The organism is Burkholderia sp. AW49-1, assembly GCF_053427845.1.
On the sequence record NZ_JBSAXF010000040.1, the window covers coordinates 20,705 to 45,611 of the forward strand.

At 67.7% G+C, this 24,907-nt stretch carries 24 protein-coding genes and 1 pseudogene; 5 read left to right on the forward strand and 20 right to left on the reverse strand.

Features of this window, described 5'->3' with window-relative positions:
- Positions 1–112: 112 nt before the first annotated feature.
- On the reverse strand, positions 113–925 hold the full coding sequence (locus tag ACV22W_RS30915) for an alpha/beta fold hydrolase (protein ID WP_448023199.1): 813 nt from the start codon (positions 923–925) through the stop codon (positions 113–115).
- Positions 926–1,027: 102 nt separating this feature from the next.
- Positions 1,028–1,444, reverse strand: a complete 417-nt coding sequence (locus ACV22W_RS30920; protein ID WP_448023200.1) for a hypothetical protein — start codon at positions 1,442–1,444, stop codon at positions 1,028–1,030.
- Between the two features lie 400 nt (positions 1,445–1,844).
- Between ACV22W_RS30920 and ACV22W_RS30925 the strand changes: the two genes are divergently transcribed.
- Positions 1,845–1,979 carry a hypothetical protein gene (locus ACV22W_RS30925; RefSeq protein ID WP_006750603.1) on the forward strand — a complete coding sequence of 45 codons (135 nt, stop codon included), beginning with the start codon at positions 1,845–1,847 and terminating at the stop codon, positions 1,977–1,979.
- A gap of 282 nt (positions 1,980–2,261) precedes the next feature.
- On the opposite strand, the gene ACV22W_RS30930 is transcribed toward ACV22W_RS30925, so the two are convergent.
- Complete coding sequence (locus ACV22W_RS30930) at positions 2,262–3,449, reverse strand: YncE family protein (protein ID WP_448023201.1); 1,188 nt, start codon at positions 3,447–3,449, stop codon at positions 2,262–2,264.
- A 125-nt stretch (positions 3,450–3,574) separates the two neighbouring features.
- On the opposite strand from ACV22W_RS30930, the pseudogene ACV22W_RS30935 reads away from it, so the two are divergent.
- Positions 3,575–3,800: pseudogene (locus ACV22W_RS30935) on the forward strand (polyamine ABC transporter substrate-binding protein); the annotation flags it as partial.
- A gap of 44 nt (positions 3,801–3,844) precedes the next feature.
- Here the strand turns inward: ACV22W_RS30935 and ACV22W_RS30940 are convergent.
- From ACV22W_RS30940 to ACV22W_RS30970, 7 genes are all read right to left on the reverse strand, one after another.
- The gene (locus tag ACV22W_RS30940) at positions 3,845–4,411 is read right to left on the reverse strand and encodes an SLOG cluster 4 domain-containing protein (protein WP_448023202.1); all 567 of its coding nucleotides are present in this window, start codon (positions 4,409–4,411) and stop codon (positions 3,845–3,847) included.
- 38 nt (positions 4,412–4,449) lie between these two features.
- Positions 4,450–5,697 (reverse strand): MFS transporter, encoded by a 1,248-nt coding sequence (locus ACV22W_RS30945; RefSeq protein ID WP_448023203.1) that lies wholly within the window; start codon positions 5,695–5,697, stop codon positions 4,450–4,452.
- A gap of 268 nt (positions 5,698–5,965) precedes the next feature.
- Positions 5,966–6,295 (reverse strand): H-NS histone family protein, encoded by a 330-nt coding sequence (locus tag ACV22W_RS30950; RefSeq protein WP_059525998.1) that lies wholly within the window; start codon positions 6,293–6,295, stop codon positions 5,966–5,968.
- 808 nt (positions 6,296–7,103) lie between these two features.
- Entirely contained in the window at positions 7,104–8,048 is a 945-nt protein-coding gene (locus ACV22W_RS30955; protein WP_448023204.1) for a dTDP-4-dehydrorhamnose reductase family protein, read from the reverse strand.
- Between the two features lie 163 nt (positions 8,049–8,211).
- Positions 8,212–8,625 (reverse strand): DoxX family protein, encoded by a 414-nt coding sequence (locus ACV22W_RS30960; protein WP_059449243.1) that lies wholly within the window; start codon positions 8,623–8,625, stop codon positions 8,212–8,214.
- 318 nt (positions 8,626–8,943) lie between these two features.
- Entirely contained in the window at positions 8,944–9,924 is a 981-nt protein-coding gene (locus ACV22W_RS30965; RefSeq protein ID WP_448023217.1) for a lysozyme inhibitor LprI family protein, read from the reverse strand.
- 256 nt (positions 9,925–10,180) lie between these two features.
- Positions 10,181–11,065 carry a LysR substrate-binding domain-containing protein gene (locus tag ACV22W_RS30970; protein ID WP_448023205.1) on the reverse strand — a complete coding sequence of 295 codons (885 nt, stop codon included), beginning with the start codon at positions 11,063–11,065 and terminating at the stop codon, positions 10,181–10,183.
- Positions 11,066–11,192: 127 nt separating this feature from the next.
- Here ACV22W_RS30970 and ACV22W_RS30975 point away from each other — a divergent pair, with 127 nt between their 5' ends.
- Together ACV22W_RS30975 and wrbA are read left to right on the forward strand one after the other, a co-directional pair.
- On the forward strand, positions 11,193–11,918 hold the full coding sequence (locus tag ACV22W_RS30975) for a pirin family protein (protein WP_448023206.1): 726 nt from the start codon (positions 11,193–11,195) through the stop codon (positions 11,916–11,918).
- A 61-nt stretch (positions 11,919–11,979) separates the two neighbouring features.
- Positions 11,980–12,582, forward strand: a complete 603-nt coding sequence (wrbA, locus tag ACV22W_RS30980) for an NAD(P)H:quinone oxidoreductase (RefSeq protein ID WP_059600705.1) — start codon at positions 11,980–11,982, stop codon at positions 12,580–12,582.
- A gap of 120 nt (positions 12,583–12,702) precedes the next feature.
- On the opposite strand, the gene ACV22W_RS30985 is transcribed toward wrbA, so the two are convergent.
- The 3 genes from ACV22W_RS30985 to ACV22W_RS30995 all read right to left on the reverse strand — a co-directional run bounded on the left by ACV22W_RS30985 (position 12,703) and on the right by ACV22W_RS30995 (position 14,363).
- Positions 12,703–13,017 (reverse strand): hypothetical protein, encoded by a 315-nt coding sequence (locus ACV22W_RS30985; RefSeq protein ID WP_124904239.1) that lies wholly within the window; start codon positions 13,015–13,017, stop codon positions 12,703–12,705.
- A gap of 243 nt (positions 13,018–13,260) precedes the next feature.
- Entirely contained in the window at positions 13,261–13,995 is a 735-nt protein-coding gene (locus ACV22W_RS30990; RefSeq protein WP_448023207.1) for an LrgB family protein, read from the reverse strand.
- A complete protein-coding gene (locus ACV22W_RS30995; protein ID WP_059526036.1) occupies positions 13,992–14,363 on the reverse strand; it encodes a CidA/LrgA family protein in 372 nt (123 codons plus the stop codon). Before ACV22W_RS30995 ends, ACV22W_RS30990 begins: the two co-directional genes overlap by 4 nt.
- A 353-nt stretch (positions 14,364–14,716) precedes the next feature.
- Between ACV22W_RS30995 and ACV22W_RS31000 the strand changes: the two genes are divergently transcribed.
- Positions 14,717–16,570 carry an ABC transporter ATP-binding protein gene (locus ACV22W_RS31000; RefSeq protein WP_448023208.1) on the forward strand — a complete coding sequence of 618 codons (1,854 nt, stop codon included), beginning with the start codon at positions 14,717–14,719 and terminating at the stop codon, positions 16,568–16,570.
- 53 nt (positions 16,571–16,623) lie between these two features.
- Here the strand turns inward: ACV22W_RS31000 and ACV22W_RS31005 are convergent, their stop codons facing one another.
- The 7 genes from ACV22W_RS31005 to ACV22W_RS31035 all read right to left on the reverse strand — a co-directional run bounded on the left by ACV22W_RS31005 (position 16,624) and on the right by ACV22W_RS31035 (position 24,820).
- Positions 16,624–18,114 carry an aldehyde dehydrogenase gene (locus ACV22W_RS31005; protein ID WP_448023209.1) on the reverse strand — a complete coding sequence of 497 codons (1,491 nt, stop codon included), beginning with the start codon at positions 18,112–18,114 and terminating at the stop codon, positions 16,624–16,626.
- Between the two features lie 29 nt (positions 18,115–18,143).
- A complete protein-coding gene (locus tag ACV22W_RS31010; protein ID WP_448023210.1) occupies positions 18,144–19,559 on the reverse strand; it encodes an amidase family protein in 1,416 nt (471 codons plus the stop codon).
- 46 nt (positions 19,560–19,605) lie between these two features.
- On the reverse strand, positions 19,606–19,986 hold the full coding sequence (locus ACV22W_RS31015) for a cupin domain-containing protein (protein ID WP_059697841.1): 381 nt from the start codon (positions 19,984–19,986) through the stop codon (positions 19,606–19,608).
- A gap of 75 nt (positions 19,987–20,061) precedes the next feature.
- Complete coding sequence (locus ACV22W_RS31020) at positions 20,062–21,354, reverse strand: NAD(P)/FAD-dependent oxidoreductase (protein WP_448023211.1); 1,293 nt, start codon at positions 21,352–21,354, stop codon at positions 20,062–20,064.
- A gap of 26 nt (positions 21,355–21,380) precedes the next feature.
- Complete coding sequence (locus ACV22W_RS31025; RefSeq protein ID WP_448023212.1) at positions 21,381–22,946, reverse strand: DUF3138 family protein; 1,566 nt, start codon at positions 22,944–22,946, stop codon at positions 21,381–21,383.
- 21 nt (positions 22,947–22,967) lie between these two features.
- Positions 22,968–23,900, reverse strand: a complete 933-nt coding sequence (locus tag ACV22W_RS31030) for an ABC transporter permease subunit (RefSeq protein WP_448023213.1) — start codon at positions 23,898–23,900, stop codon at positions 22,968–22,970.
- Positions 23,897–24,820 carry an ABC transporter permease subunit gene (locus ACV22W_RS31035; RefSeq protein WP_448023214.1) on the reverse strand — a complete coding sequence of 308 codons (924 nt, stop codon included), beginning with the start codon at positions 24,818–24,820 and terminating at the stop codon, positions 23,897–23,899. Before ACV22W_RS31035 ends, ACV22W_RS31030 begins: the two co-directional genes overlap by 4 nt.
- Positions 24,821–24,907 lie beyond the last annotated feature (87 nt).

The following is a 24,907-nucleotide window of genomic DNA, read 5'->3' on the forward strand; positions in this document are numbered from 1 at the left end:
AGCCGGTCTGTCGAGCAGGACTATCCACCGCCGGCCGCTTGCCAACAATCGATGAATTTTTGCGCGAGCCTAAAGAAAAACTTGTGCGGCGCGCGAACCGGCCATCCGGACGTCAGTCCGTCAATCGGTCGAGGAATGCCAGCATCGCGGCGTTGAAGCGCGCCGGCCGCTGCAGCGGCGCGAAGTGGCTCACGCCTGGCAGGATCGTCAGCGTCGCGCCCGGAATCGTGTGTGCGAGATATGCTGCATGGTCGGGGCGGATGAATTCGTCGTGCTCGCCCTGCACGATCGCGACCGGCACGGCGATCGCAGCGAGGTCGGCCGCGCTGTAATTCGGTTGCGTGCGCATCATTTCGCTGACGGCCGCGACGAACGCATCGAACTCGCCCGGCGTCGCGGACAGCCGCGCGTAGTCCTTGCTGTGCCGCGCGAAGCAGCGGTCGATCAGCGGGCTCGGCATCATCTCCTTCGTGCCGCCCGGATCCATGTTGCACGCGAAGAAGAACACGCCCGCCACACGCTCCGGCGCGCGGGCGGCCAGCACGAGCGACACGCACGCGCCGTCGCTCCAGCCGACGAAGCGCGCGCGCCCGATGCGCAGCGCATCGAGCACCGCGAGCACGTCGGAGGCCATGCATTCGTAGGAATACGGGAGATCGTCGCGCGTGCTGCGGCCGTGGCCGCGGCTGTCAATCACGATTGCGCGGTAGCCGGCAGCGAGCAGCGCCGGCACCTGGTCGCCCCAGTTGCCGGCGTGGCCGAGGCCACCGTGCAGCAGCACGACCGGCGGCCCATCACCGAACGACGCGTGCCAGATGCGCGCGCCGTCGTGTTCCAGCCATCCTTCGGCGGCGGCCGCCGGCAGCGGCGTGCCGCCTTGCGCGTCGAAGCGGATGAGATCGTCGTCGGTGAATTCCGCATTCATCGTTCTGCCGTCCTTTCGAGGGAGACGAGCTTGCGATTGTAATGCGCTGGGTGGCGTGCCGCGATGCGCCCGCACACTGCGCGACGGTGCGGCGCGGTGCCGTCAGGCCTGCGTCGACACCAGCCCGCCCGAGGTCGAGCCGCCCGACTTCTGGATCGCCTGCGCCAGCTGCGCGATCGCTGTCGACAGCGCGGCGGAGATCGTGCTGGCTTCCGCGCCCAGCGCCTGCTGCTCGATCGCCGCGGCCGGATCGTTCTTCGCGCGCTGCGCGGCGGCCGCCATTTGCTGCTGCACTTGCGCGAGCTGTTTCTGCAAGCGCTCGATGAGTTGCTTGAGTTGGCTGACCGCGGGATCCTCGGCCGAGGATCCCGTCGCGCCCAGCGTCTGCCCCGCGCCGTCGGCCGGCGCCGCACTGCCCGTCGACGACGACGCGTTGGACGTCGCCGTCGACGCGGCGCCGGTGCCCGCCTGACCAGTGGTGAGTGAAGTCTGCGCGGCGGAAGAAAGATCGATCTGCATCGTGTCGGTCCGTAGTGAGTGTGCAATTCGGCTCGGTTGAACAGGCATACCTTGTAACCGGTTTACGGTATTCGTCGGACAAGACTTTAGCCCCGCCAGCCGAACTGCCTCGAGGCAGCGCCTGCGCCCGGGCTGCCGTATGCGTGCCGTCGATCGTCGCGAAGGGGCCAGATTAGCCGACCGTCGACGCTGGTAAAATCGCCCGCTGGCCTGCCGCCGCGGCACACCGGCTGCTTCCGGCAAGGCCGCGCGGGCTGCCCCGCGTCGACGCCCGCCCGGTCGGGCCCGATACGCGTTGCGGTCCGGCTCCGTCGGTGCGCGAGCCCCGCGCCCGCATTGACGTGACGACGCGCCGATTCCGGCACGCCTCCCCTTCATCACGCATTTCGAGGAACTCACGATGGCCCGCATCGGCGCCTTCTGCCTGACCACGTGGCTCGCGGCCGCGATTCTTTATTTCGGCCAGCATTCGGTCGCGATGATTGCGCTCAGCGGCGTGGTCGTGTTCGGCGGATTCGACCTGCTGCGTCCGTGACGACGGTCGGCGCAGCGTGAACACGGCAACCATGCAAGCAGGCCATGCGACCACGAAACCACGTGGGCGCTCATCTCCTTGAAGGCGACCCGCCGGCGTTGCCCGGTCAATGAGCCGCGGGCGCGAACGGCTGGCGCTGCGCGACGGGTAGCCGCGCGAGCCGTTCGGCTTGCGCAAGGCGGCTGATCGTCGCCGGCACCGCGGCGTCGAGTTGCGTGCACAGCTCCGCATCCCGGATTCGCTCGATGCGCGCATCGACCAGCCCGTCAACGCTTCAACACGTCACCGCGGCAACGTCCTCAAAGACGACGGCCCGCCCGACAGCGCAATGCGCTTGCCCATATCGCGCAGCTTGCCGCTTTCGACCGCATACAGCGCGAGCTGGCGCTCGACGTTGAACTGCACGATCACGTGCCGGCTATCGGCGGTAAACACGATGCCCTGCGCGGCTTCACCGCCCGGCACTTCGCTCGTCTGCACCGCACGGCCGTCGCGGATCTCGAACAGCACCACCTTGCCGAGCTTGCGGCGGCCCGGGTTGTCGGCCGTCAGGTTCGAGCCGTCCATCGTCTGCACGGCGATCCACCTCCCGTTCGGCGAAATCGCCACGCCCTCCGGCAGCGACGGCACCGTCAGGTACTGGACAGTACGGAACGGCGTGCGCGACACGTCGATCAGCGCGACCGAATCGGCGTCGCCCGCGAGCTTGCCCGTGTAGCCCGGCAGCCCCGCGAGCCCGACGTTGCTGACGACGGCCCAGCGATTGTCGCTCGACACGTCGATCGTATAAGGCGCGACGCCCGCGCTCAGCCGCGTGCCGCTGTCGGTCACCTTGCCGTCGTCGACGTTCAGCACCGCGACGCCCTGCTCGTCGCGCAGCGACACGAGCGCATGCTTGCCGTCGTGCGTGAAGCTGATCCCCGCGAGCCGCTTCTTGCCGATCTTCAGGTTGCCGTCGAGCGTCACCTGCGTTCCGTCGATCCGCAGGATCGACACGCTGCCGTCGACGTTCGCCACCAGCGCGAGTCGGCCCGACCGGTCGATCGCGATCCCCTGCGGGTGCGCGCCGAGTTCGATACGCGTGATCGCCGGCGGCGACGCATCGACGTTCACGACCTGCAGAAACGTGTCGTACACGAGCTGCTTTGCGTTCGAGTCGTAGCGCGTCGGCGCGCCGACCAGCGCGAGCTTCGCGCCGGGCGCGATCGCGACGGCCTGCGGCGGCCCCTGGATGCCGTTCTCGACATCGACCTGCAGCACGACCTTCGGCGGAACCACACTCGCGTCGAGCAACGTCAGCGTGTCGGCGGGCGGCGACGCGAGATAGGTGTCGCGCCCTTCGACGCGCTGGTACTTGCCGTCGTTGCCGGACACGATCCAGTCGGCCGCATGCGCGGCGACGGCAGTGGTGACGAGCGTCAGCGCGGCGAGCAGGCGGGCGCGACGAAGGCGACAGGGATTCGAATGCATGGCGGTCGGTTCTCCGGATTGGTTGCGGACGCAATGACTCGCACGACCCTGCTGATCGACGGGTCGATGCCATCGCATGATGCATGAAAGCGCACGAATCCGGCGTCTCGTGTCCGCCGCTCAAGAACGCCCTGCAGAACCCGAAGGTCAACGCGGTGATTACCAACGCGGTGTTCTATCCGACCGCGAACAAGGTTGCGGGCCAGTTCGTGAAACCCGCGATCGCGCGCGATCCGTCGGTCTACCCGAACGACGAGGGTCCTGAGCAAGATGACATTGCTCAAGCCGATGCCGCCCGAGATCCGCAGGCTCCAGAACAGGTTGTTGGCGCAACTAAAATCCGGGCGCTGACGGAACGGCTCGCGTCAGGCAACGGCGCGACGGCCACGGCCGTCCTATCGCCGCGCCTGCTCCGCGTGCGGCAACGCCGCCACGAACGTTGCGTCGATGAACCGGATCACATCGTCGAGCGACGACGTGCACATCGCGCCCGCGGCGAGTTCCCGAAACGCGCCGTCCGGCCCGAGGCAGATGAGCGGCTTGCGCCAGCGCCGCGCGAGCGCGATCTCCTCGGCCGTCCCGTGCCCGCCGGGTAGCGCGACGATCAGGTCGCTGCTCAGCACGTTCACGTAGTTCCGGTTGATGGTGTGCGGTGCGGCGCTCGGTTCGCGGCGCGGCAGCGGTGTGAGGATCGGGATCTCGACGAACGGATGCGGGTAGCCTTCGAGCGGCACGAAGCCCGCGTGCGGATCGGCCTGCGTCGGCACGATGCCGATCGAACGGCCGGCCCGTCCCGACACGCCGGCGAATGCACGCGCAACCGCCAGCATCACGCCCTGGCCGCCGCCCGTCAGCAGGTTGAAGCCGGCCTGCGCAAGCCATGCTCCGAGCGGCTCGGAAAACGCGAGCCATGGTTCCTTGCCCGAGCCCATTACGCCGATCGTCCGGCTGTTGCGTTGCATCGTGAATTCCGGTGATGAATTGGAATTGAATCGCAGCGTCATTCGAGTTCGACGCCCTTGAGCTCGGGGATCAGGAACAGCGTCGCGACCATGTCGAGCACGTAGAGGCCGGCGAGCAGCGCGATCGCCGTCTGGAACGAGTAGCGTGCGGCGAGCGCGCCGACCGCCACCGGCCCGAAGCCGCCGACCGCGCGGCCGATGTTCCACAGCACGTTCTGCGCGGTCGCGCGCGCGGCGGTCGGATAGCCTTCGGACATCAGCGTGCCGTAGCCGCCGACCATCCCGTTGACGAACATCCCCATCAGCGCGCCGGCCCACAGCATCGCCGTCGGGTCCGTCAGGCGCGCATATGCGAGGACCGTCACGACCGACCCGAGCTGGTACAGCAGGAACGTCGGCTTGCGGCCGATGCGATCGGCGAGCTGCCCGAACGTCCAGACGCCGATCATCATCCCGACGACGGTCGCCGCCGTCCACAGCCCCGACTTCGTCAGCGAGAAGCCCATCTGCTTCGACAGGAAGGTCGGCAGCCAGATCATGATCCCGTAATAGCCGAAGTTCTGCACCGAGCACAGGATCGCGATGCCGAGACTCGTGCGAGCGGTGCGGGCGTCGGCGACGAGCATCCCGAACGCGTTGGCCTGCGGCCGCGCCGCGCGCTGCACGAAGACTTCCGGCTCATGCAGCCGGTTGCGCAGCACCCACGCGAGCAGCGCGGGCAGCACGCCGACCACGAACATCCCGCGCCAGCCGATATGGAGCAGCAACAGCGGCGTCAGCAGCGCGGCCAGCAGCACGCCGGCCTGCCAACCGAGCGCGACGTAGCACGACACGCGTGCACGCTTGCTCGCCGGCCACGCTTCGGCCGCGAGCGCCATGCCGATTCCGAACTCGCCGCCGAGGCCGATGCCCGCGATGGTCCGATACACGAGCAGATCGCGGAAACCCTGGGCGAATGCGCACAGGCCGGTGAAGACCGCGAACAGCATGATCGTCCAGGTCAGGACGCGCACGCGGCCGTAACGATCGCTCAGGGCACCGAACAGAATACCGCCCGCGACGGCGCCGATCAGCGTCCACGTGACGAGCGCGCCGCCCTGCCCGGGCGTCAGCTGCAACGCCGCCGTGATCGCCGGCAGCATGAAGCCGAGGATCAGCAGGTCGAAGCCGTCCATCGCGTAGCCGATCGCCGAGCCGGCCAGCGCCTTCCACGCGTACGCGCCGACCTGGTCGCCGCGCGGCGCCGCCGGATCGCCGAGCGCCGAAGATTTCATGTTTGCTGCCATGGTGTCCTGCCGGAAATGTCCGGGCGACATTCTAAAGCCTGTTCCCGCGCACGACGGGCGCCTGACGCGCGCACGCGGAAAGCGCCGCGCGGCCCGCTTCCGGGAACGGAAGCAGGCCGCGTCTGCAATGAATTTGAAAGACATTGAAGCCGGCGATCCCGCAGTCGGGCGGGACACCGAAGGAACGCGATGAAGCGGGTGTTGCGAGGCCGGCGTCGCCGCCGGCGCGGGTTGAACGGCACCGGAGCGGTGCAGTTGCGATGCGGCCTCAGCCCCGATCGTCGCCGGGCCACCAGGTTTTGGCTTCGCGGTCGACGAGCAGCGTGTCGAGATCCTTGCCTTCGAGCCATTTGGGGCGCGGGCCACGGCCCGACCACGAGCGGCCGGTCGTCGGATCGTAATACTTGGCAGGGGCCTTGCGTTTGCGCTGGACGATGTAGCCGAGGGCGCTCAGCACTTCCTGCTGCGAGATGCCCAACAACTCGACCTGCTCCTTGAATGCCGCGAGTGCGGCTTGCTTCTCCTTCTGCTTGGCTTCCGACAGCTTGATATTCAGGTCCCGAAGTTGTGCTTCGAGATCCTGCAGGGCCTGGGTCATGTATTCATCCTCTTTGGGCATGTTTTTATTCAAAAAAACCTCCGATGGCCGAACCTATCACGAAGTTCCGCCAATCGGTGTTGCGATATGTGAATCGTTTGCCTGGACCTGTAACGCTTTCGAAGTGTACCGAACGCCACGCCATCGTCGAAAACCGCACGGCATCGGCACGCAACACATGGCGCGCCGCGTTCGAGCGCGCCGCGAGCCGTCGGTGGCGACCTCCTCGCCACCTGGCGCCGCACCCGGGCACTGGCGCGGCATGGCGCGAATGATAGCAGCGCGCTTCCGTCATGTTCGAGGACTTTTGCGGTCCAGCGCACACTTGCCTTCGCTGGCCCGCGAGCATCGGCGCCGGTGCGGCGGTTTACGTGCCGAAGCTGCGCCGGTCCCAAGCGAACAACGCATGCAGCTTCGCTGCCGCGCGCGGCGTTCAGCGCGCTTTCGCATGGATCCCGCTGCGGAAAAGCCGGGCTCGTTCCGTGTCACGGCGCACGAAACCTGTCGGAATCGATAGGGACGACGTAACGCTCCACTACGCCAGGCGACGCCGCGAGAAGGCAATCGTCCGGGCCTGTAACGGCCACGCGCCAGATCGCGCATGCGATCGAATCGGATGCGAAGACGTGTCACGCTGGGCAAGCGCTGCACCCGTGATTTGCGAAATGCATCAGGGCATCGGCGAACCGGACGCATCGCCCCACAGCCCCCGACGCCTCCCGCCGAGCGGGAATGCTGCGCGGCGTAGCGTCTCGCCGTGCACCGACGATGATGCTGCCATGCGTCGCCGCATCACGGCGCGACGCGCTTACGGCAGCGGCGGCGCGTCGCGCAGCACGGCTTGCAGCCCGGTCGCGAACGGCGTCGCATGATCGATCCCGAGTGCGCGCACGCGCGACGCATCCAGGTGGCAATCGTACGGACGCGGCGTCGCGTCGGCCGGCGTGTCGATCCGTGCAAGCGCCGCATCGACGCCGAGCGCGGCCGCGATCCGTTGCGCGATGTCGTACTTCGTCATCGGCTCCTCGCCCGACCAGTGACGGATGCCCGTGACGGACGAGCCCGCGAGATGGCGCAGCGTCAGGTCGCGAATGACCGCCGCGACGTCGGGCGTGTAGGTCGGATAGCGGATCGCCCATGCGTCCATCCCGACCGCATCCGCACCCGGACGCGCGGACGCGACGATCGCCGGCACGAGGCTCGTGACGGCCGACTCGCGCCAGTCGACGATCGGCCCGTAGAGCAACGGCAGCCGCAGCACGCAGGCAAGCGGCGATGCGGCGAGCAACGCGGCCTCGCCTTCCACCTTGGTGCGGCCATAGATGTTCAGCGGGTTCGGCGCGGCGTCTTCGCGGTACGGCGCGGCCTTGCCGTCGAACACGTAGTCGGTGGAGATGCCGAGCGTCCACGCGCCGTAGCGCGCCGCGAGCGCGCCGATGCGGGCCGGTGCGTCGACGTTGATCGCGCGCGCGGCGGCGGGGTCGCGTTCGCAGACGTCCGGGCGGCGTTCGGCGGCGCAGATGATCACGGCGGCCGGTTGGCGAGTTGCGAAGAGGTGTTCGAGCGCCGGCTGATCGAGCGCGTCGAGTCGGGCGACGTTTTCCGGCGGCAACGCGAGGCGCCGGGCACCCGCGGTGTCCGGGTTACGGATCGTTCCGATCGGCGTCAGCGAAGATTCGCGGAACAGCGATGCGGCAACCGCACGGCCGAGCAGGCCGGACGCGCCAATGAGAAGGATGGTCGGGTGCGACACGGTGGCCAACGATGAAAGGAAATGAGGGCCCCCAATCTATACGAGAACACGCAACCGATGTCGATTTCGATCGCACGTCGACGACGTGCGCGTGATGAAAACAAGGCCCGATGCGCGATTGCGCGCACCGGGCCTGCCGTGCGGCACGAAGCCTCGCGCCCGCTTACTTCCGGTCGAACGAATAGCGCCCCGGCCCGCTCACCGCGAGCAACAGCAGGCCGCCGATGATGCTGATGTTCTTGTAGAAGTTGATCATCGCGAGGTACTGGTCCATGCCTTGCAGCGCCCAGTAGCGATGCCCGATCAACGCGGTCGCGAGCGTGTAGACCGCGAACACCAGCGCAAGCGGACGCGTGTAGAACCCGACCGCGATCAGCGCGCCGCCGACCAGCTCGACCGCCACCGCGATCACCGCCGACAGCTCGGGCGACGGTGCGCCCGTTGACGCCATGTACGCGACCGTGCCCGAGAAGCCGTTCAGCTTCTGCCAGCCGAACAGCACGAACAGGATCATCATCAGCACGCGAGCCGCCAGCAGCAGCTCGTCCTTCTTCGACTCCAGCGAAACGTAACGCATAGCAATCACCTTGAATTGACGGTTTGACGCATTCGGTGCCGATGGCCGCCGCGACGGCGAACCCACGGATCGGCAACGAACCCTCCTCGCACGATCGAACGGCGGGCCGGCCGGCCCGCTGCCGAAGAATCCGTTCCGTCGCGCCGTCGTGGCGCGCTGCGGAGCGGTTCTGGCGAAGCACGGGTGCAGTCTACTGTCTCACCGAAAATCATCAATCCGTCGAAACAAGATTGGCTGTCGCAATTGAGTGGACAATTGTCACGTAACAAACGCGTCAAACGCGGCCGGGTACATCGGCCGGCGCGCCTGGCCGCCGGATCACATCAAATCGACCGGCAGCGTCTTGTCGAGATTGTCGTGCCATGCGCGAATGGTCTTCGGCACGGTCTTTTTCCACGCCGGTGCGCTCGTGTAATAGCGCATCCGCACCTTGTCTTGTGCATCGAACACAAGTAGACCGATCCACAAATCGGTGCCCCGGCGCATCACGATCGCGGCGTTCGTCGTCGCGATGCCGCGTACCCAGTACGACTTCACGCCGGCATTCAGGCCGTCGAGATCCCGTTCGTCCGCGCTGGAATTGACCGTGTCGACGAGCGTTTGATAGTCGGCGCCCAGCAGCTTGTGCGCGATCGCGTTCTGCCGCGCATCGGCGAGCACCTTCAGGGTCACGAGATCCGCCGCCTGACTCGCCTGCGCCTTCGACGCCGTCACGTAGTCGCCCGAATAGACGACGCCCGCACCGGCGCCGCAATCGGCATCGCCGCCCTGCTGCGCGACCCGCACGCGCCCGCCCTTGCGGCTGAAATCGAGCCGGCATCGATCCTGGCGGAACGTGGCGCTGTCGCCGTGCAATTCGATATCGCCGCTGAGTCCGCCGGTATTCGCGCCGTTGTTGCCGCTCAAGTCGAAGTGAAGACGCGGTGCCGTGCCGGTGAACGTCAGCACGCCGCCGACCGACGGGTTCGCGCTGTCGCGATACCACGTCTGCTGCCAGCGGTCGGCCGCAAGCGACGTGCCGTTCAGGATCGCGAGCCGCTCGCGATAGCGGTCGCCGAGGCACGACGCTTCGGTGCCGCAGCGATCGCGCTGCTTGAGCCATTTCAGCTGCGCGGCCTTCAGCGCGGCCGTATCGCCGCCTTTCGCGAGCGCCTTCTTCCATGCCGCCGCCAGTTCGCCGTCGAGCGACGACAGCCCGGGGTCCGCGCAGATCGCCTTTTCGGTCAGCGAAACGGCTTTCGCGCAATCGAAGCCGGCCGCGTGCGCGGCAATCGGCGAGATCGTAAGCATTGCCAACATCATGACGGATCGCAGGTTCGCGCTCCACGCATGCCGGCCGTGAAGTGCGGCCTGCCCTCGCTCGCCCGCGCGAGCATTCGATCGATTCTTCATTGTCATTGGACTGGACCCGTCGTGGATGGCGGTGAGTAGAAGCTACGTGCCCGATGTATGCGCACGATTCGGTTCGAGGTAAAAATACCCGGCCCGGCATGCGCATCGGCCCGCACCCCCGGCGAAGCCTAACGCGAATGCGCGCCGCCGATCAATCGGCGCGCTACCCCCGCGCGCCCAACCGCTCCGCCAGAAACCCGATGAACGTGCGCAGCGTGACGAACCCTTCCCGGTGCTGCGGAAACACCGCATTCAACGTGATCGGCGACGGCGCATACGCGTCGAGCACCGGCACGAGCGCGCCGCCGTCGAGCGCCGCGCCGACGATGAAATGCGGCAGCAGCGCAATGCCGAGCCCCGCGATCGCCGCGTCGCGCACGACTTCGCCGTTGTTCGCGACGAGCGGGCCCTGCACGTCGAACGTGCGCGCCGCGCCGTCGACCCGGAACTCCCAGCCGACGCGCCGCTCGCGCCCATACATCAGGCACGTGTGGCCGGCGAGGTCGGCCGGCGTCGCCGGCGTGCCGTGGCGCTTCAGGTAAGCGGGGCTCGCGCACGCAATCATCTCCCACGCGCCGAGCTGCCGCGCGATCAGCGTCGAATCCTCGAGCGTGCCGATCCGCAGCACGAGATCGAAGCCCTCGCCGATCAGGTCGACACGCCGGTCGGTCAGGTCGACGTTGAGCCGCACGGCCGGATGCGCGGACAGGAATTCGGCGATCAGCGGCGACACGTGCGTGATCCCGAACGACAGCGGCGCGCTGATCTTCAGCGAGCCGTGCAGCTCGGTGCTGCGCACCGACATCGCCTGCTCGGCGTCGGCGACCTCGGCCAGGATCCGCTGCGCACGCGCATAGAACTCGTGCCCCGATTCCGTGACCGCGAGATTGCGCGTATTGCGATGCAGCAAACGCACGCCGAGCGCTGCCTCGAGCGCCATCGTGCGCCGGCTCACGAACTGCTTGGACAGCATCAGTTGGTCGGCCGCCGCCGTGAAGCTGCCCGCATCGACGGTCGCGACGAAGATCCTCAGGTCGTTGAGTTCCATATTGTCCACCTCAGAGTGACAGTCATTATCTCTCCAGCCATTTATTTGTCAAATCGATTGACCTAAGATTCATCTCAACGAACGGCCGGCCCCACTTCCGAGGGCAGGCCAAATCCAGGAAAAAATCATGATCGAGACTCGTGCAGCAAACCAACGTGGCCGTGCCGAGCATGGCTGGCTCAGCTCCCGTCACACGTTTTCTTTCGCGAATTACTACGATCCGAAGCAAGTCGGCTTCTCCGACCTGCTGGTCATCAACGACGACCGCGTCGCGCCGGGCCGCGGCTTCGGCACGCACCCGCACCGCGACATGGAAATCCTGTCGTACGTGCTCGACGGTGCGCTGGAGCACAAGGATTCGATGGGCACCGGGTCGGTGATCGTGCCGGGCGACGTCCAGTTGATGAGCGCGGGTACCGGCGTGCGTCACAGCGAGTTCAACCACTCGCACGAGACGCCCGTCCACTTCCTGCAGATCTGGGTCGGGCCTTCCGAGAAGGGTGCCGAGCCGCGCTATCAGCAGACGAACATCGCGGCAGACGACAAGCGCGGCAAGCTCACGCCGATCGTGTCGCCCGACGGTAGCGGCGGTTCGCTGAAGATCCGCCAGGACACGCGGATCTACGCGGGCCTGTTCAACGGCGACGAGCGCGCCACGCTCGAACTCGCACCGAACCGCTTCGCATACGTGCATGTCGCACGCGGCAGCGTGACGGTCAACGGCGTGACGCTCGGCGAAGGCGACGGCGCACGTATCCGCGACGAGCAGGCGCTGACGTTCACGGACGGCAAGGATGCCGAAGTGCTGGTATTCGACCTGCGTCCGGTCGAAGTGACGGCCGAGTGGGCATGACGCCCGTTCGGAACATCGGGCCCCGCTGAACGCGGGGCCTTCTTATTCGGAGATTCGCAACATGGCCAAGGTACTCGTTCTCTACTACTCGTCCTACGGGCACATCGAAACGATGGCGCAGCACGTCGCGGAAGGCGCGAAATCGGTGCCCGGCGTCGAGGTCACGCTCAAGCGCGTGCCTGAAACCATTCCCGTCGACCAGGCGAAGGCGATCGGCGTCAAGGTCGACCAGGCCGCACCCGTCGCCACCGTGGACGAACTCGCGGGCTACGACGCGATCATCTTCGGCACGCCGACCCGCTTCGGCAACATGGCCGGCCAGATGCGCACGTTCCTCGACCAGACCGGCGGCCTGTGGATGAAGGGTGCGCTCGTCGGCAAGATCGGCAGCGTGTTCGCGTCGACCGGCACGCAGCACGGCGGCCAGGAAACGACCATCACGTCGTTCCACACGACGCTGCTGCATCACGGGATGGTGATCGTGGGCGTGCCCTACGCGTGCAGCGGGCTCGTCAACATGAACGAAATCACGGGCGGCACGCCGTACGGCGCGACCACGCTCGCGGGCGCGGACGGCAGCCGTCAGCCGAGCGCGAACGAACTCGACATCGCGCGCTACCAGGGCAAGCACGTCGCGGAACTCGCCGCGAAGCTCGCGTCGTAACGCGGGCGCCGTCCGTCCCGGAAAGCCCGGGACCGCGGCGCGTGCCGCCTGCGCGGCACGCACGAGAAAGCACGGCGCCGGTCGACCCGGCGCCGTTTTCCGTCGCGCGAACGCCGGCCGTTACTGACCCGACGCCGGTGCGGCGGGCGCAGCGGGCGCCGCCTTCGTCGCGGGCGCCTTCTCGACCGCGTTCTGCGGGTAGTTGCTCTGATCGTTGGTCAGCCGGTAGCCGGTGCCCGTGCCGATCGCCTTCAGGTCCTTCGCGTGGCGCGCGCGGGCCGCCTTGCGGGCTGCCTTCTTCTGCGCCTTGTCGAGCTGCTTTTGCGTCGGCGCGGACGCCGGATCCTGCGCGTATGCCGCCGGCGCGGCGGTCAACAGCAGACCGAACGACGCCGTTACTGCCACTGCCACCGAAACCACGCGAGACTTCGTCATGGCCGGATCTCCTTGTCGATTGTTGGTTGTGGGTCGAACGCCGGCACGCACGCGATGGACGTCGGCGTGCGACCACGGCGCCGATGCAACGTTAGCCGATCGCTGCGCAAATGTCCGTGCCGGTTCCTGAATTCTCCTGATAACGGCAACGATACATGCGCGGCAGGCGCCCGGCCAGACGGCATGGCGCACGTGCCATCAGGGAAACCGATAGCATCGTGCGCCGCTGGAGCATGGCGCCGCTCAGATCCAGCGCGACAGCATCGGCAGCAGAATCGGCACGACGAATGCGGTCAGCACGCCGTTCAGCCCCATCCCGAGGCCCGCGAACGCGCCGGCCTCCTCGCTGACCTGGAACGCTCGCGCGGTGCCGATCCCGTGTGACGCGACGCCGAGCGCGAAACCGCGCACCGCCGGCTCCTCGATGCGCAGCGCGTTGAGGATCGCGCGGGCGCACACGGCGCCGAAGATCCCGGTCGAGATCACCAGCACGGCGGTCAGCGACGGAATCCCGCCGATTTCCTGCGCGACGGCCATCGCGATCGGCGTGGTCGCGGATTTCGGCGCGAGCGACGCGATCGTCTGGTGCGACGCGCCGAACAATGCGGAGATGCCGACCGCCGACACGATCGCGGTCAGCGAACCCGCCAGCAGCCCGACGAGCAGCGGCACCGCGGCGCGCCGCAGCTTCGACCACTGGCGGTACAGCGGCAGCGCCAGCGCGACGGTCGCCGGGCCGAGCAGGAAGTGGACGAACTGCGCGCCCTCGAAATACGTCGGATATGGCGTGTGCGTGATCGTCAGCAGCACGACGATCAGCGCGACCGCGATCAGGACCGGGTTCGCGAGCGGGTTGAAGCGCGCGCGTGCATAGACGGCCTGTGCAATCAGGTACGCGATCAACGTGATCGTCAGGCCGAGCAGCGGGGTCGCGGCGAGGTAGACCCAGATCGCGCCGAGTTTCGGGAAGGCCGTCATTGCGTGCCCTCCGCCGTACCGTCGGCGCGCCGCTGGCGCCGCAACAACGCACGCGTGACGAGCGCGGTCACGGCAATCGCGAGCGACGTGCTCACCGCCAGCGCGACGACGACCGCGAGCGCATCGCCGCGCACGCGGTCGGCCGACACCATGATGCCGACGCCGGCCGGCACGAACAGCAGCGACAGATGGCGCAGCAGTTCGAGCGCGGTCGGCTCGATCGCGTCGGCCACTTGCGGGCGCAGCATCACGAAGCCGAACAGCAGCAGCATGCCGATCACGGGGCCCGGCACCGGCAGGCCGAACAGATGGGACACCCCTTCCCCGAGACACTGGAAGGTCAACAAGACCGCGAACGCCTGCAGCATGAAGCGCTTCTCCCGAACGTGGCCGCGCGATCATGCAGCCGCGCGGCCGATGGGCCGGTGTGTGCGACGCCGGCGTGGACGATACGCGCGATCGTATCAACAAAGGCTGGCGGGCGGGCTGCCGGTGCGACGCGCGACTGCGGGCAACCGCCCTGCAGCCGGACCGAATCGATGCGACACTTGCCGCCGGACGATGCGAAAACGATGCAATCCGCGCGCACGCGGATGCGTCGCCTACGCTCGGCGCGATCGAGTCATGGCTTCGTTCGTAGCGAATGCGCGCCGCACGGCGCACATGAAACACGCATGAGCGGTCGGGCCACCTGCCCGCGCCGCATCAAGGAGAAGGTTCAATGTTTTCGTGGTTTGAACGGCGCCTGCCGACGTTCCCGCTCGAGGATCCCGTCACGCCGCCGAAGGGGTTTTTCTCGTTCGTCTGGGCGTGCACGAAAGGCGCGCGCGGCTGGATCCTGCTGATCGCGCTGACGTCGGCCGCGACCGCCGCGTACGAAGCCGTGCTGTTCGCGATGATGGGGCGCGTGGTCGACTGGCTGTCGTCGGCGACGCCGGCCGAATTCGGCGGCCGGCATTTCGGCACGCTCGCCGGCTTCGCGGCGATCCTTGCCGGCAGCGCATTGCTGATCGCGCTGCATACGATGATCAAGCACCAGGTGCTCGCGATCAACTTCCCGATGCGGCTGCGCTGGCTGTTTCACCGGCTGATGCTCGACCAGAGCCTGTCGTTCTACGCGAACGAGTTCGCGGGCCGCGTGACGACCAAGATCATGCAGACCGCGCTCGCCGTGCGCGACGCGCTGTTCATGTCGGTCGACGTCGTGATCGGCGTCGGCGCGTACCTGATCGGCATCCTCGCGCTCGCGGCGAGCTTCGACTGGCGGCTGATGATTCCGCTCGCGCTGTGGGCGCTCGGCTACGGCGTGGCGTGCGCGTATTTCGTGCCGCGTCTGGGTGCGGTCGGCAGCCGGCAGGCCGACGCGCGCGCGCTCATGACGGGCCGCATCACCGACGCCTATTCGAACATCACGACCGTGAAGCTGTTCTCGCACACGCGCCGGGAAGCCGACCACGCGCGGCGCGCGATGGAGGCCTTCAAGGTGACCGGCGATGCGCAGATGCGGCTCGTCAGCGCGTTCGAGGTCGTCAACCACCTGCTGTCAACGCTGCTGCTGGTCGGCTCGACCGGCCTCGCGCTCTACCTGTGGCTGCACGGCGAAGCGAGCGCTGGCGTGGTCGCGGCCGTCATCGCGATGGCGCTGCGCCTGTCGAGCTATTCGCACTGGATCATGTGGGAGATGACCGAACTGTTCGAGAACGTCGGCACGGTCCAGGACGGCATCAACACGCTGACGAAGGTGCGCAGCGTGGTCGATGCACCGGACGCGAAGGCGCTCGTCGTGCAACGCGGCGGCATCGTGTTCGACAACGTGAGCTTCGCGCACGAGGACAACGAGCGCGCGGTGTTCGACGGGCTGAACCTGACGATCCGGCCGGGTGAGCGGATCGGCCTGATCGGCCGCTCGGGCGCCGGCAAGTCGACGCTCGTGAACCTGCTGCTGCGCTTTTACGACGTGGATGGCGGCGCGATCCGGATCGACGGACAGGACATCGCGCACGTGACGCAGGACAGCCTGCGCGCGGCGATCGGGATGGTCACGCAGGATACGTCGCTGCTGCACCGGACGATGCGCGAGAACATCCTGTACGGCCGCCCCGACGCGACCGAGCAAGAGATGCACGACGCGGCAGTGCGCGCGGAAGCGTCCGACTTCATCGACCGGCTGCGCGACCGGCACGGGCGCAGCGGCTACGACGTCGAGGTCGGCGAGCGCGGCGTGAAGCTGTCGGGTGGCCAGCGGCAGCGTGTCGCGATCGCACGCGTGATGCTCAAGGACGCGCCGATCCTCGTGCTCGACGAAGCGACCAGCGCACTCGACTCCGAAGTCGAAGTCGCGATCCAGCGCAGCCTCGACGGCCTGATGCGCGGCAAGACGGTGATCGCGATCGCCCACCGGCTGTCGACGATCGCGGCGATGGACCGGCTGATCGTGCTCGACGAAGGGCGCATCGTCGAGGAAGGCACGCACCTGCAGTTGCTTCAGGCGGGCGGCATCTATGCGGCGCTGTGGGCGCACCAGAGCGGCGGGTTTCTCGGCGAGACGGCGGATGCGGAGGGGGCCGAGCAGTGATGTTCATGCACGCACGGCAGGCGCACGCCGGCCCGCCGCACGTGCGTGATGCGTTACAACCGCACGATGGTCGATTTCAGCTCGGTGTATTTGTCGAGCGCGTGCAATGACTTGTCGCGACCGTTGCCCGACTGCTTGTATCCGCCGAACGGGAAGTTCATGTCGTCGCTGCCGTCGCCGTAGCAGTTGACCCACACGGTGCCGGCACGCAAGCGCCGCGCGACGGTATGTGCCGTCGCGTGGTCCGCCGACCACACGGCTGCCGCGAGCCCGTACTCGGTGTCGTTGGCGATGCGCACGGCCGCATCGACGTCGTCGAACGCGATCACCGACAGCACCGGCCCGAAGATCTCCTCGCGGGCGATCGTCGCATGCGCGTCGACGTCGAACACGGTCGGCTCGACATAGAACCCGCCCGTCTCCTCGCGCACGCGCGCACCGCCCGTCACCAGGCGCCCTTCCTCCCGTCCGATGCCGATGTAGCGCATCACGCGTTCGAGCTGCGCGTGATCGACGATCGCGCCCATCGCCACCGAGGGATCGAGCGGATGTCCGGGCGCGAAGCGCCGCGACGCGGCGACCACCTTGTCGACGAACGCGTCCTTGATGTCGCGATGCACGAGCAGGCGCGAGCCCGCCGTGCACACTTCCCCCATGTTGAAGAAGATCGCATCGGCGGCCGCCTGCGCGGCACGATCGAGATCGGGGCAATCGGGCAACACGATGTTCGGCGACTTGCCGCCCAGTTCGAGCCACACGCGCTTCAGGTTCGATTCCGCGGCACACGCCATGATCTGCCGCCCGGTGCGTGCCGAACCCGTGAACGCGATGCAGTCGACGTCACGGTGCTGTGCAAGCAGCCGTCCTGGCTCGGCCCCGCCGGGCACAACGCTGAACACGCCGGGCGGCACGCCTGCCTCGCATGCCAGCTGCGCGACGCGGATCGCGGTCAACGGCGACTTTTCCGACGGCTTGAGCACCACGCTGTTGCCTGCCGCGAGCGCCGGCGCGAATTTCCATGCCGCCATCAACAACGGGAAATTCCACGGCACGACCGCCGCGACGACGCCGATCGGTTCGCGCGTGACGAATCCGACGAGATGGCGGTCGGCCGGCACAACCTCGCCACCGACCTTGTCGATGGCTTCGGCATACCAGTCGACGCAGTGCGCGGCCGCCGGTATGTCGATGGCCGTCGTATCGGCGATCGCCTTGCCGGTGTCGAGCGTCTCGAGCAGCGCGAGTTCGTCGCAATGCTCGCGCATCAGCGCCGCCCAGCGCTGCAGCACAGCCTTGCGTGCACGCGGATTCATGCCGGCCCACGCCTGCGCGTCGAACGCGCAGCGCGCAGTCGCCACGGCCGCATCGACGTCGTCGGCGCCGCAGTCGGCCACGTGCGCGAGCACACGGCCGTCGATCGGGCTCACGCACGCGAACGTTGCCCCGGTGCGCGCGTGGCGTGCCTCGCCGTCGATGAACGCGCGCGCTTCGATGCGCAGAACGGCCGCCCGAGCCTGCCAGTCTTCGAATGTGGATGGATTCATGTGTATTCCTTACCGTCATAGGTCGACCATCACGATCCGACCACCGGATCGATCGGTGTGAACGTACCGGCGCGCGCCTCGATCGCTTCGCCGGCGGCGAGGCACAGCGCCTCCTGGAAGCGGCCCGCGACGAGCTGCACGCCCGTCGGCACGCCGCCGCGCACGCCAGTCGGCACCGACAGCCCGGGCAGCCCGAGCAGCGCGGTTGCCAGCAGCGGCCCCTGCATGTCGACGATGCGGCGCATCGCCTCGTCACCGTGCTGGTCCGCATCGATCGCGAACGGCTGCGCGCACGACACCGGCATCAGCAGCAGCGGGTAACGTGCGAAAAACTGCTGCCAGTCGCGCAGCAGCGCGGTCCGCCGCGCCAGACCATTCATGTAGCCGGCGAGGTCGAGCGGCGACGCGAGGTTGCGCTGGCTCGCGAACGCGGTCCGGATCGCCGCGTCACCGTGCTGCATGATCACGTCGCCGAGCCCGCTGCGTGCTTCGTTGGTCACGAGGTCCAGCCACAGCGCGCACGCCTCGGTGAACCGCGGCGGCTCCGCTTCCTCGACGATGCAGCCGGCCTCCTCCAGCCACCGCGCGGCCTGCCGGACCGCATCGACGACGATCGGGTCGGACGGCACGCCCGGCAGCGTGGAACACACGGCGACGCGTGCGGGAAACACCGCGTCGTGACCGGCCGGCGCGACCGGCATCCACCATGCGTCTCGCGCGTCGCCCGCCGCCATTGCATCGAGCGCGAGGCGCAGGTCGACGACGGTGCGCGCCAGCGGCCCCTGCACGGACGCGAGCTGTACGGCGAGCGTGCGGTCCTTCGATTGCGTCGGGTTGTAGGCGGGCACGCGGCCGGTGCTCGGCCGCAGCCCCGCGACGCCGCACGCGTAGGCCGGGTAGCGGATCGAGCCGCCAAGATCGTTGCCGTGAGCGATCGCGCCGATGCCGGCAGCGACCGCCGCGGCCGCGCCGCCGCTGGAGCCGCCGGGCGTCAGTGACGGATTCCACGGATTCGACGTGCGGCCGTGCAGGTCGTTGTCGGTGAACCACCGGTATGAAAACGCCGGCGCGTTGCTGCGCCCGATCACGATCGCGCCTGCGTTGCGCAGGTTCGCGGTCACCGGGCTGTCGTCGTGCGCGACCAGGCCTGCAAACGCGCGCACGCCGTTCGTCGTCGCGCAGCCGGCCGTGTCGACGTTGATCTTTACCGTCACCGGCACGCCGTGCAGCGGACCGACGGGCATGCCGCGCGCGATCGCGGCATCGGCATCGGACGCCGCCTGCAACGCGCTGTCGGCCAGCACGTCGACGATCGCGTTGATGACGGGATTCACCTGCTCGAGCCGCCGCAGGCAGCTGTGCACGAGTTCCGTCGACGACACGTCGCGCCGCGCGACGTGCGCGGCCATCTCGGCCGCGCTCAGACGCCACAATTCCTGCGTCATGGGATGCTCCTCGTTGATGACTGGATCGAATGGATTCGGCCTCGCGCTACGCACACGACGGCTCCGCCTGCGGCGCATGCGACGCGTAGATCTTCCGGCACGTCTCGACGACCTCCCAGGTGCCGCGAAAGCCCGGTGGGATCACGAAGCGGTCGCCGGCACGCAGCACGCGTTCGCCGCCGTCGGCATCGCGCACGATCGCGACGCCGCTCAGCATCTCGCAGTACTCCGACTCGTCGTAGTCGATCGTCCAGCGTCCGGGCGTGCATTCCCAGATCCCGCAACTGAACTGCCCGCACGGGCTGATGTAGTGATGCGACAGCGTCTGCATCGGATTGCCGTCGAGCAGCAGCCCGGCCGGCACGCGGCTTTGCGTGAGCCGGGCCGGCGCCTGCATCAGGTCGACGAGACGGGTAACGTGGGTCATGAATGCCTCCAGCGCATGAGTGAATGGTTCGAAACGATTCGTGGCCGCGCGGCCGCGCGAGCCGCGCTCCACGGGTCAAAGCAGGTCCATCGTCCGATGCCACGCCATCGCGAGCGCCAGCATCGGCGTGCGCAGCACGCGGCCGCCCGGAAAGTCGCGATGGCGAATCCGGCCGAACAGGTCGAAGCGCGCGGCCTGCGCGTCGATCGCTTCGGCGATCAGCCGCCCGGCGAGGCCGGTCACGTTCACGCCGTGCCCGGAGAAGCCCTGCGCGAAATACACCGTGGGCTCGAGCCGCCCGAAATGCGGCGCGCGGTTCATCGTCGCGTCGATCAGGCCGCCCCATGCGTAGTCGATCCGCACGTCGGCGAGCTGCGGGAACGTCTTCAGCATGTCGCGCCGCATCGCCGTCGCGAGATCGCGCGGCGCGCGCGTCGAGCTGCTCGCCTTGCCGCCCCACAGCAGACGCCTATCGCGCGTCAGCCGGAAATAGTCGAGCGCCGAATTGCAGTCGCTGATCGCAGCGTCGGCCGGCATCGTCTCGGCCGCGCGCGCTTCGCCGAGCGGCTCCGTCGCGATCAGGTAGGTCGCCACCGGGATGATCTTGCGCGCCAGGCTCGGCGCGAGCCGCCCCAGGTACGCATTGCCGGCCAGCACGACGTAGCGGGCATCCACATGCCCGCGCGCGCACCTGACGCGGTGGTGCGGCGCGGCGCGCTCGAGCGCGAGCGCGGGCGTGTCCTCGTGGATCGTCACGCCGGCCGCGCGCGCCGCGCGCGCGAGGCCGAGCGTGTAGTTCAGCGGATGCAGGTGGCCGCTGCCTTCGTGACGCAGGCCGCCGGCGTAACGATCCGATGCGACGAAGCGCGGCATGTCGGCGCGCTCGACGATGTCGTAGCCGCGGTAGCCGAAGCGGCTCGCCGCGGCGTCGCGCCATTTTCGCAGCGCGTCGATGTGGCGCTGCTTGTTCGCCGCCGTCAGATAGCCGAAGGTCAGGTCGCAATCGATGCCGTGCCGCTCGACACGCCGCCGGACGATATCGACTGATTCGAGCCCCATCGCCCAGATCTGCCGCACGTCGTCTTCCGGAAGATGGGCCGAGAACGTATCGATGTCGCACGAGTAGCCGGCGATCAACTGGCCGCCGTTGCGGCCGCTGGCGCCCCAGCCGATTCGCGACGCCTCGACGAGCACGACCGAATGACCGCGCTCGGCGAGATCGAGCGCCGCGGACAGGCCGGTGAGTCCGCCGCCGATCACGCATACGTCGGCGGATACGGCACCGTCGAGCGACGGATGGTGGGTCCGGTCGTTGGCCGTGTCTACGTAGTACGACTGAACATGTTGCTGATTTTCGAACTTGAGCATGAGTGACATTCGCGAACGGCGTCGCGTCAGAACGCGTAGATGAGTTGAGTCGCGAGCAGGTCGTTCGACTTCGCGTACGACCCGTCGTGACGCAGGAATACCTTGTTGCTCGCCCAGTCGTGCCGATACTCGACCTTGACCGTCACTTGCTGAGTCGGATAGAACAGCAGGTCGAATGCGGCCGCCTGCCGCGTCGCGCCCTTGCATTCGAAGCCGACGCCGCCGTTCGCCTTCGACATCGCGAGGCAGTCCGCGTCGATGCCGAAGCCGTTGTACGGATCCATCCCGTTGCCGTTCAGCCCGATCGACGATCCGCCGCCGCCGTTCCTGCGGTTGACGAGCAGGTCGTAGCGCAACGTCGCACCCATGCGGCCGACCACCGGCACGTTGAACTTGCGATGCGCGAGCAGCGACAACCCGAACCACTGCGCGAGCCCGCCGTTGAACGCGCCGTGTTGTTGCTGGCCGTAATCGAGCTCGGCGTTGTACTGCGCATCGGCGAGCGTGTAGGTCGCATCGGCTTCCGCGAAGAGGAACGCGCCGTATGCGCTCGGCGCATTGCCGCCCACGCCGTAGTGCACGGTGCCGGTGGCCGGGTCGATCGCACTCGGCAGCGTCTGGCGACCGATGTTGATCGAGCCGCCGATGTCGAGCGCGCTGCCGCGCATGTAGTCCACGCGCGCGGTGAAGGTCGGCACCTTGTTGCTCGTCGTGATCGGGTCGCCGAGCGCATTCACGCCGGTCTGCGTGACCGCGCCGGCGCTGCGGAACTGCTCGTTGCCGACGAAGAACTTCCACGCCCACTGGCCGCTCGGGCTCAGGTAGTTGATGCCGGCGCCGATCGACGAACCCGGATCGGAGAAGTCGTACAGCAGGTTGTGCGTGAGCGTGAGCATCTGGTTCGACTGCTGGTACTCGTAGCCGCCGAAGCCGAGCACCAGCCCGCCGACGAACGCGGTCGTGCCCGACAGCGGCACCGTGACGACGGCCGTGTTCACGATGTCGAGACCGCTCGCGCCGCTGCCCGTCATCATCGACAGGCCGGCGCCGCGGTTCGGCATCAGCGTGATCTCGGCGGACGGCGCGGTCGGCCCGACGCCGAACGTCTTCTTGATGTCGAGGAACACGTCGCCGAACGTGCTGTTGTAATACGTGTACGCGTTCTCATGGTTCGCGAACTGGAACGACGACGTGCCCGCGCCGCGGTTGTACACGTAGGTCGGATCGAGATAGCCGGTCACCGACAGCCCGGCGATCGGGCCGGTGCGCGCGGCGTCGGTCAGCGAGTCGACCTTCAGTTGCTGGTTCGCGACCTGCTGCCGGATTTCGGTCACGTCGTCGTTGGTCAGCACCGCCGGCGCCTGCCCGTAGCCGGGCATCGACGGATCGACGGCGGGCACGCTCGGCGCCGCCATCGACGACACCGGCACAGCCGCCGGTTTCGCAGCCAGTCGGGATTGCAGCGCGCTCATCTGCCGCTGCAACTCGGCGATCTGCTGTTGGAGCACCCTGACCTGGTCGGCGCTCGAACTCGCGGCGGCCAACCCCGGCAACGCACCGACGATCAACGCACAAAGCATCTTCTTTTTCATTCGACGTCTCCTTGTCGTTCTTCACTTCACGGGATGCGGTGCGGGGTCGTGCCGCGCGTGCGCGGCAGACGGGCGAGCGGGCGGAAACGCGGGCGGTGGGGCGGGCGCATCCGGCGCGGCGGCCGCGTGCCATGCACGAGCCTCGCGAGCCTGTCGTCGCTCGCGGGCCAGCATCGAGCGGTTCACGATGACGACCCCGATCGTCACGATCGTGATGAACACCGTTGCCAGCGCGTTCATCTCCGGATTGAGTCCGAGCCGCACTCGCGAGAACACGACGAGCGGCAGCGTCGTCGAACCGGGGCCCGACAGGAAGGCGGAAAGAATGACGTCGTCGATCGACACGGTGAACGCGAGCAGCCATCCCGATACCAGCGCCTGCGCGATCAGCGGCAGCGTGATCACGAAGAACACTTTCAGCGGCCGGGCGCCAAGATCGAGCGCGGCCTCCTCGATCGAGCGGTCGAGTTCCTTCACGCGCGACTGCACGATCACCGCGACGAACGACAGGCACAGCATCACGTGGCCGATCCAGATCGTCAGCCAGCCGCGTCCGGCGGGCCAGCCGAAGGTCTGCTGCATCGCGACGAACAGCAGCAGGAGCGAGATGCCCTGGATCACCTCGGGAATCACCAACGGCGCGTTGATCATCGCCGCATAGAGCGTGAAGCCGCGAAAGCGGCCCATTCGGGCCAGCACGAAGCCGGCCCAGGTGCCGATCGCGACCGACGCGGTCGCGGTCAACAGCGCGATCTTCAGCGACAACCACGCGGCCGTCAGCAGTTCGCGGTCATGCAGTAGCGCGCCGTACCAGCGCAACGAGAAACCGGACCACACCGTCACCAGCTTCGACGCGTTGAACGAATAGACGACGAGGCTCGCGATCGGCACGTACAGGAACAGGAAGCCCGCGCCCAGCACACAGGCGGAGAACAGGCGATTCGCGCGGGTCATGAGCGCCCCTCCGCTTCGGTCTGGCTGTAATGAAGCAACGCCATCGGCACGAGCAGCAGCGCGACCATCGTCACCGTCACCGCGGACGCCATCGGCCAATCCATGTTGTTGAAGAACTCGTCCCACATCACGCGGCCGAGCATCAGCGTGTTCGCGCCGCCGAGCAGTTCGGGAATCACGTATTCGCCGACGGCAGGAATGAACACCAGCAGACTGCCCGCGACGATCCCGTTTCTCGACAGCGGCAGCGTGATGCGCCAGAACGCGGACCACGGCGTCGCGCCGAGATCGTACGCGGCCTCGAGCAACGCGAGGTCCAGCTTCACGAGATGCGCGTAGAGCGGCATCACCATGAACGGCAGGTACGAATAGACCATCCCGATGTAGACGCCCGCGTCGGTGTGATAGAGCCGCAGCGGCGCCGCGATCACGCCGAGCGCCGTCAGCGCACGATTCAGCAGGCCGTCGTCCTTCATGATCCCAACCCACGCATAGACGCGAATCAGGAACGACGTCCAGAACGGCAGCATCACGGCCATCATCAGCAGGTTGCGGCGTGCCGGCGCGGCGCGGGCGATGCAGTATGCGATCGGATAGCCGGCGAGCAGGCACATCAGCGTCGATGCGGCCGCCATCTTCAGCGAGCTGACGTAGGTGTTCAGGTACAGGTCGTCCTGCAGCAGCAGCGCGTAATGCTTCAGCGACAGCGCGACCTGTACCGTGCCGGCTTCCAGTCGTGCGAGCGCGGTGTACGGCGGAATGCCGAGCATCTGGTCCGCGAAGCTGATCTTCAGCACCAGCGCGAACGGCAACGCGAAGAAGATCGCGAGCCACAGGAACGGCACGCCGATCGCCAGGTTGCGACCCGACGGCACGAAGCGCGACAGCGCGGACGCAGCATCAACGGTGGGTTTCGTCATGTCGCCCTCACTGCGTCAGCACGACGCCGCTGGCCGGCGACCACGACACGAACACGTCGTCGTTCCACGCCGGCGCGCTGTCGTGCG

Excerpts from the sequence above, each read along its gene's own strand:
- ACV22W_RS30915 (WP_448023199.1), bottom strand. The coding sequence starts at position 925 with ATGAATGCGGAATTCACCGACGACGATCTCATCCGCTTCGACGCGCAA.
- ACV22W_RS30920 (WP_448023200.1), bottom strand. The coding sequence starts at position 1,444 with ATGCAGATCGATCTTTCTTCCGCCGCGCAGACTTCACTCACCACTGGT.
- ACV22W_RS30925 (WP_006750603.1), top strand. The coding sequence starts at position 1,845 with ATGGCCCGCATCGGCGCCTTCTGCCTGACCACGTGGCTCGCGGCCGCG.
- ACV22W_RS30930 (WP_448023201.1), bottom strand. The coding sequence starts at position 3,449 with ATGCATTCGAATCCCTGTCGCCTTCGTCGCGCCCGCCTGCTCGCCGCG.
- ACV22W_RS30940 (WP_448023202.1), bottom strand. The coding sequence starts at position 4,411 with ATGCAACGCAACAGCCGGACGATCGGCGTAATGGGCTCGGGCAAGGAA.
- ACV22W_RS30945 (WP_448023203.1), bottom strand. The coding sequence starts at position 5,697 with ATGGCAGCAAACATGAAATCTTCGGCGCTCGGCGATCCGGCGGCGCCG.
- ACV22W_RS30950 (WP_059525998.1), bottom strand. The coding sequence starts at position 6,295 with ATGACCCAGGCCCTGCAGGATCTCGAAGCACAACTTCGGGACCTGAAT.
- ACV22W_RS30960 (WP_059449243.1), bottom strand. The coding sequence starts at position 8,625 with ATGCGTTACGTTTCGCTGGAGTCGAAGAAGGACGAGCTGCTGCTGGCG.
- ACV22W_RS30965 (WP_448023217.1), bottom strand. The coding sequence starts at position 9,924 with ATGTTGGCAATGCTTACGATCTCGCCGATTGCCGCGCACGCGGCCGGC.
- ACV22W_RS30970 (WP_448023205.1), bottom strand. The coding sequence starts at position 11,065 with ATGGAACTCAACGACCTGAGGATCTTCGTCGCGACCGTCGATGCGGGC.
- ACV22W_RS30975 (WP_448023206.1), top strand. The coding sequence starts at position 11,193 with ATGATCGAGACTCGTGCAGCAAACCAACGTGGCCGTGCCGAGCATGGC.
- wrbA (WP_059600705.1), top strand. The coding sequence starts at position 11,980 with ATGGCCAAGGTACTCGTTCTCTACTACTCGTCCTACGGGCACATCGAA.
- ACV22W_RS30985 (WP_124904239.1), bottom strand. The coding sequence starts at position 13,017 with ATGACGAAGTCTCGCGTGGTTTCGGTGGCAGTGGCAGTAACGGCGTCG.
- ACV22W_RS30990 (WP_448023207.1), bottom strand. The coding sequence starts at position 13,995 with ATGACGGCCTTCCCGAAACTCGGCGCGATCTGGGTCTACCTCGCCGCG.
- ACV22W_RS30995 (WP_059526036.1), bottom strand. The coding sequence starts at position 14,363 with ATGCTGCAGGCGTTCGCGGTCTTGTTGACCTTCCAGTGTCTCGGGGAA.
- ACV22W_RS31000 (WP_448023208.1), top strand. The coding sequence starts at position 14,717 with ATGTTTTCGTGGTTTGAACGGCGCCTGCCGACGTTCCCGCTCGAGGAT.
- ACV22W_RS31005 (WP_448023209.1), bottom strand. The coding sequence starts at position 18,114 with ATGAATCCATCCACATTCGAAGACTGGCAGGCTCGGGCGGCCGTTCTG.
- ACV22W_RS31010 (WP_448023210.1), bottom strand. The coding sequence starts at position 19,559 with ATGACGCAGGAATTGTGGCGTCTGAGCGCGGCCGAGATGGCCGCGCAC.
- ACV22W_RS31015 (WP_059697841.1), bottom strand. The coding sequence starts at position 19,986 with ATGACCCACGTTACCCGTCTCGTCGACCTGATGCAGGCGCCGGCCCGG.
- ACV22W_RS31020 (WP_448023211.1), bottom strand. The coding sequence starts at position 21,354 with ATGCTCAAGTTCGAAAATCAGCAACATGTTCAGTCGTACTACGTAGAC.
- ACV22W_RS31025 (WP_448023212.1), bottom strand. The coding sequence starts at position 22,946 with ATGAAAAAGAAGATGCTTTGTGCGTTGATCGTCGGTGCGTTGCCGGGG.
- ACV22W_RS31030 (WP_448023213.1), bottom strand. The coding sequence starts at position 23,900 with ATGACCCGCGCGAATCGCCTGTTCTCCGCCTGTGTGCTGGGCGCGGGC.
- ACV22W_RS31035 (WP_448023214.1), bottom strand. The coding sequence starts at position 24,820 with ATGACGAAACCCACCGTTGATGCTGCGTCCGCGCTGTCGCGCTTCGTG.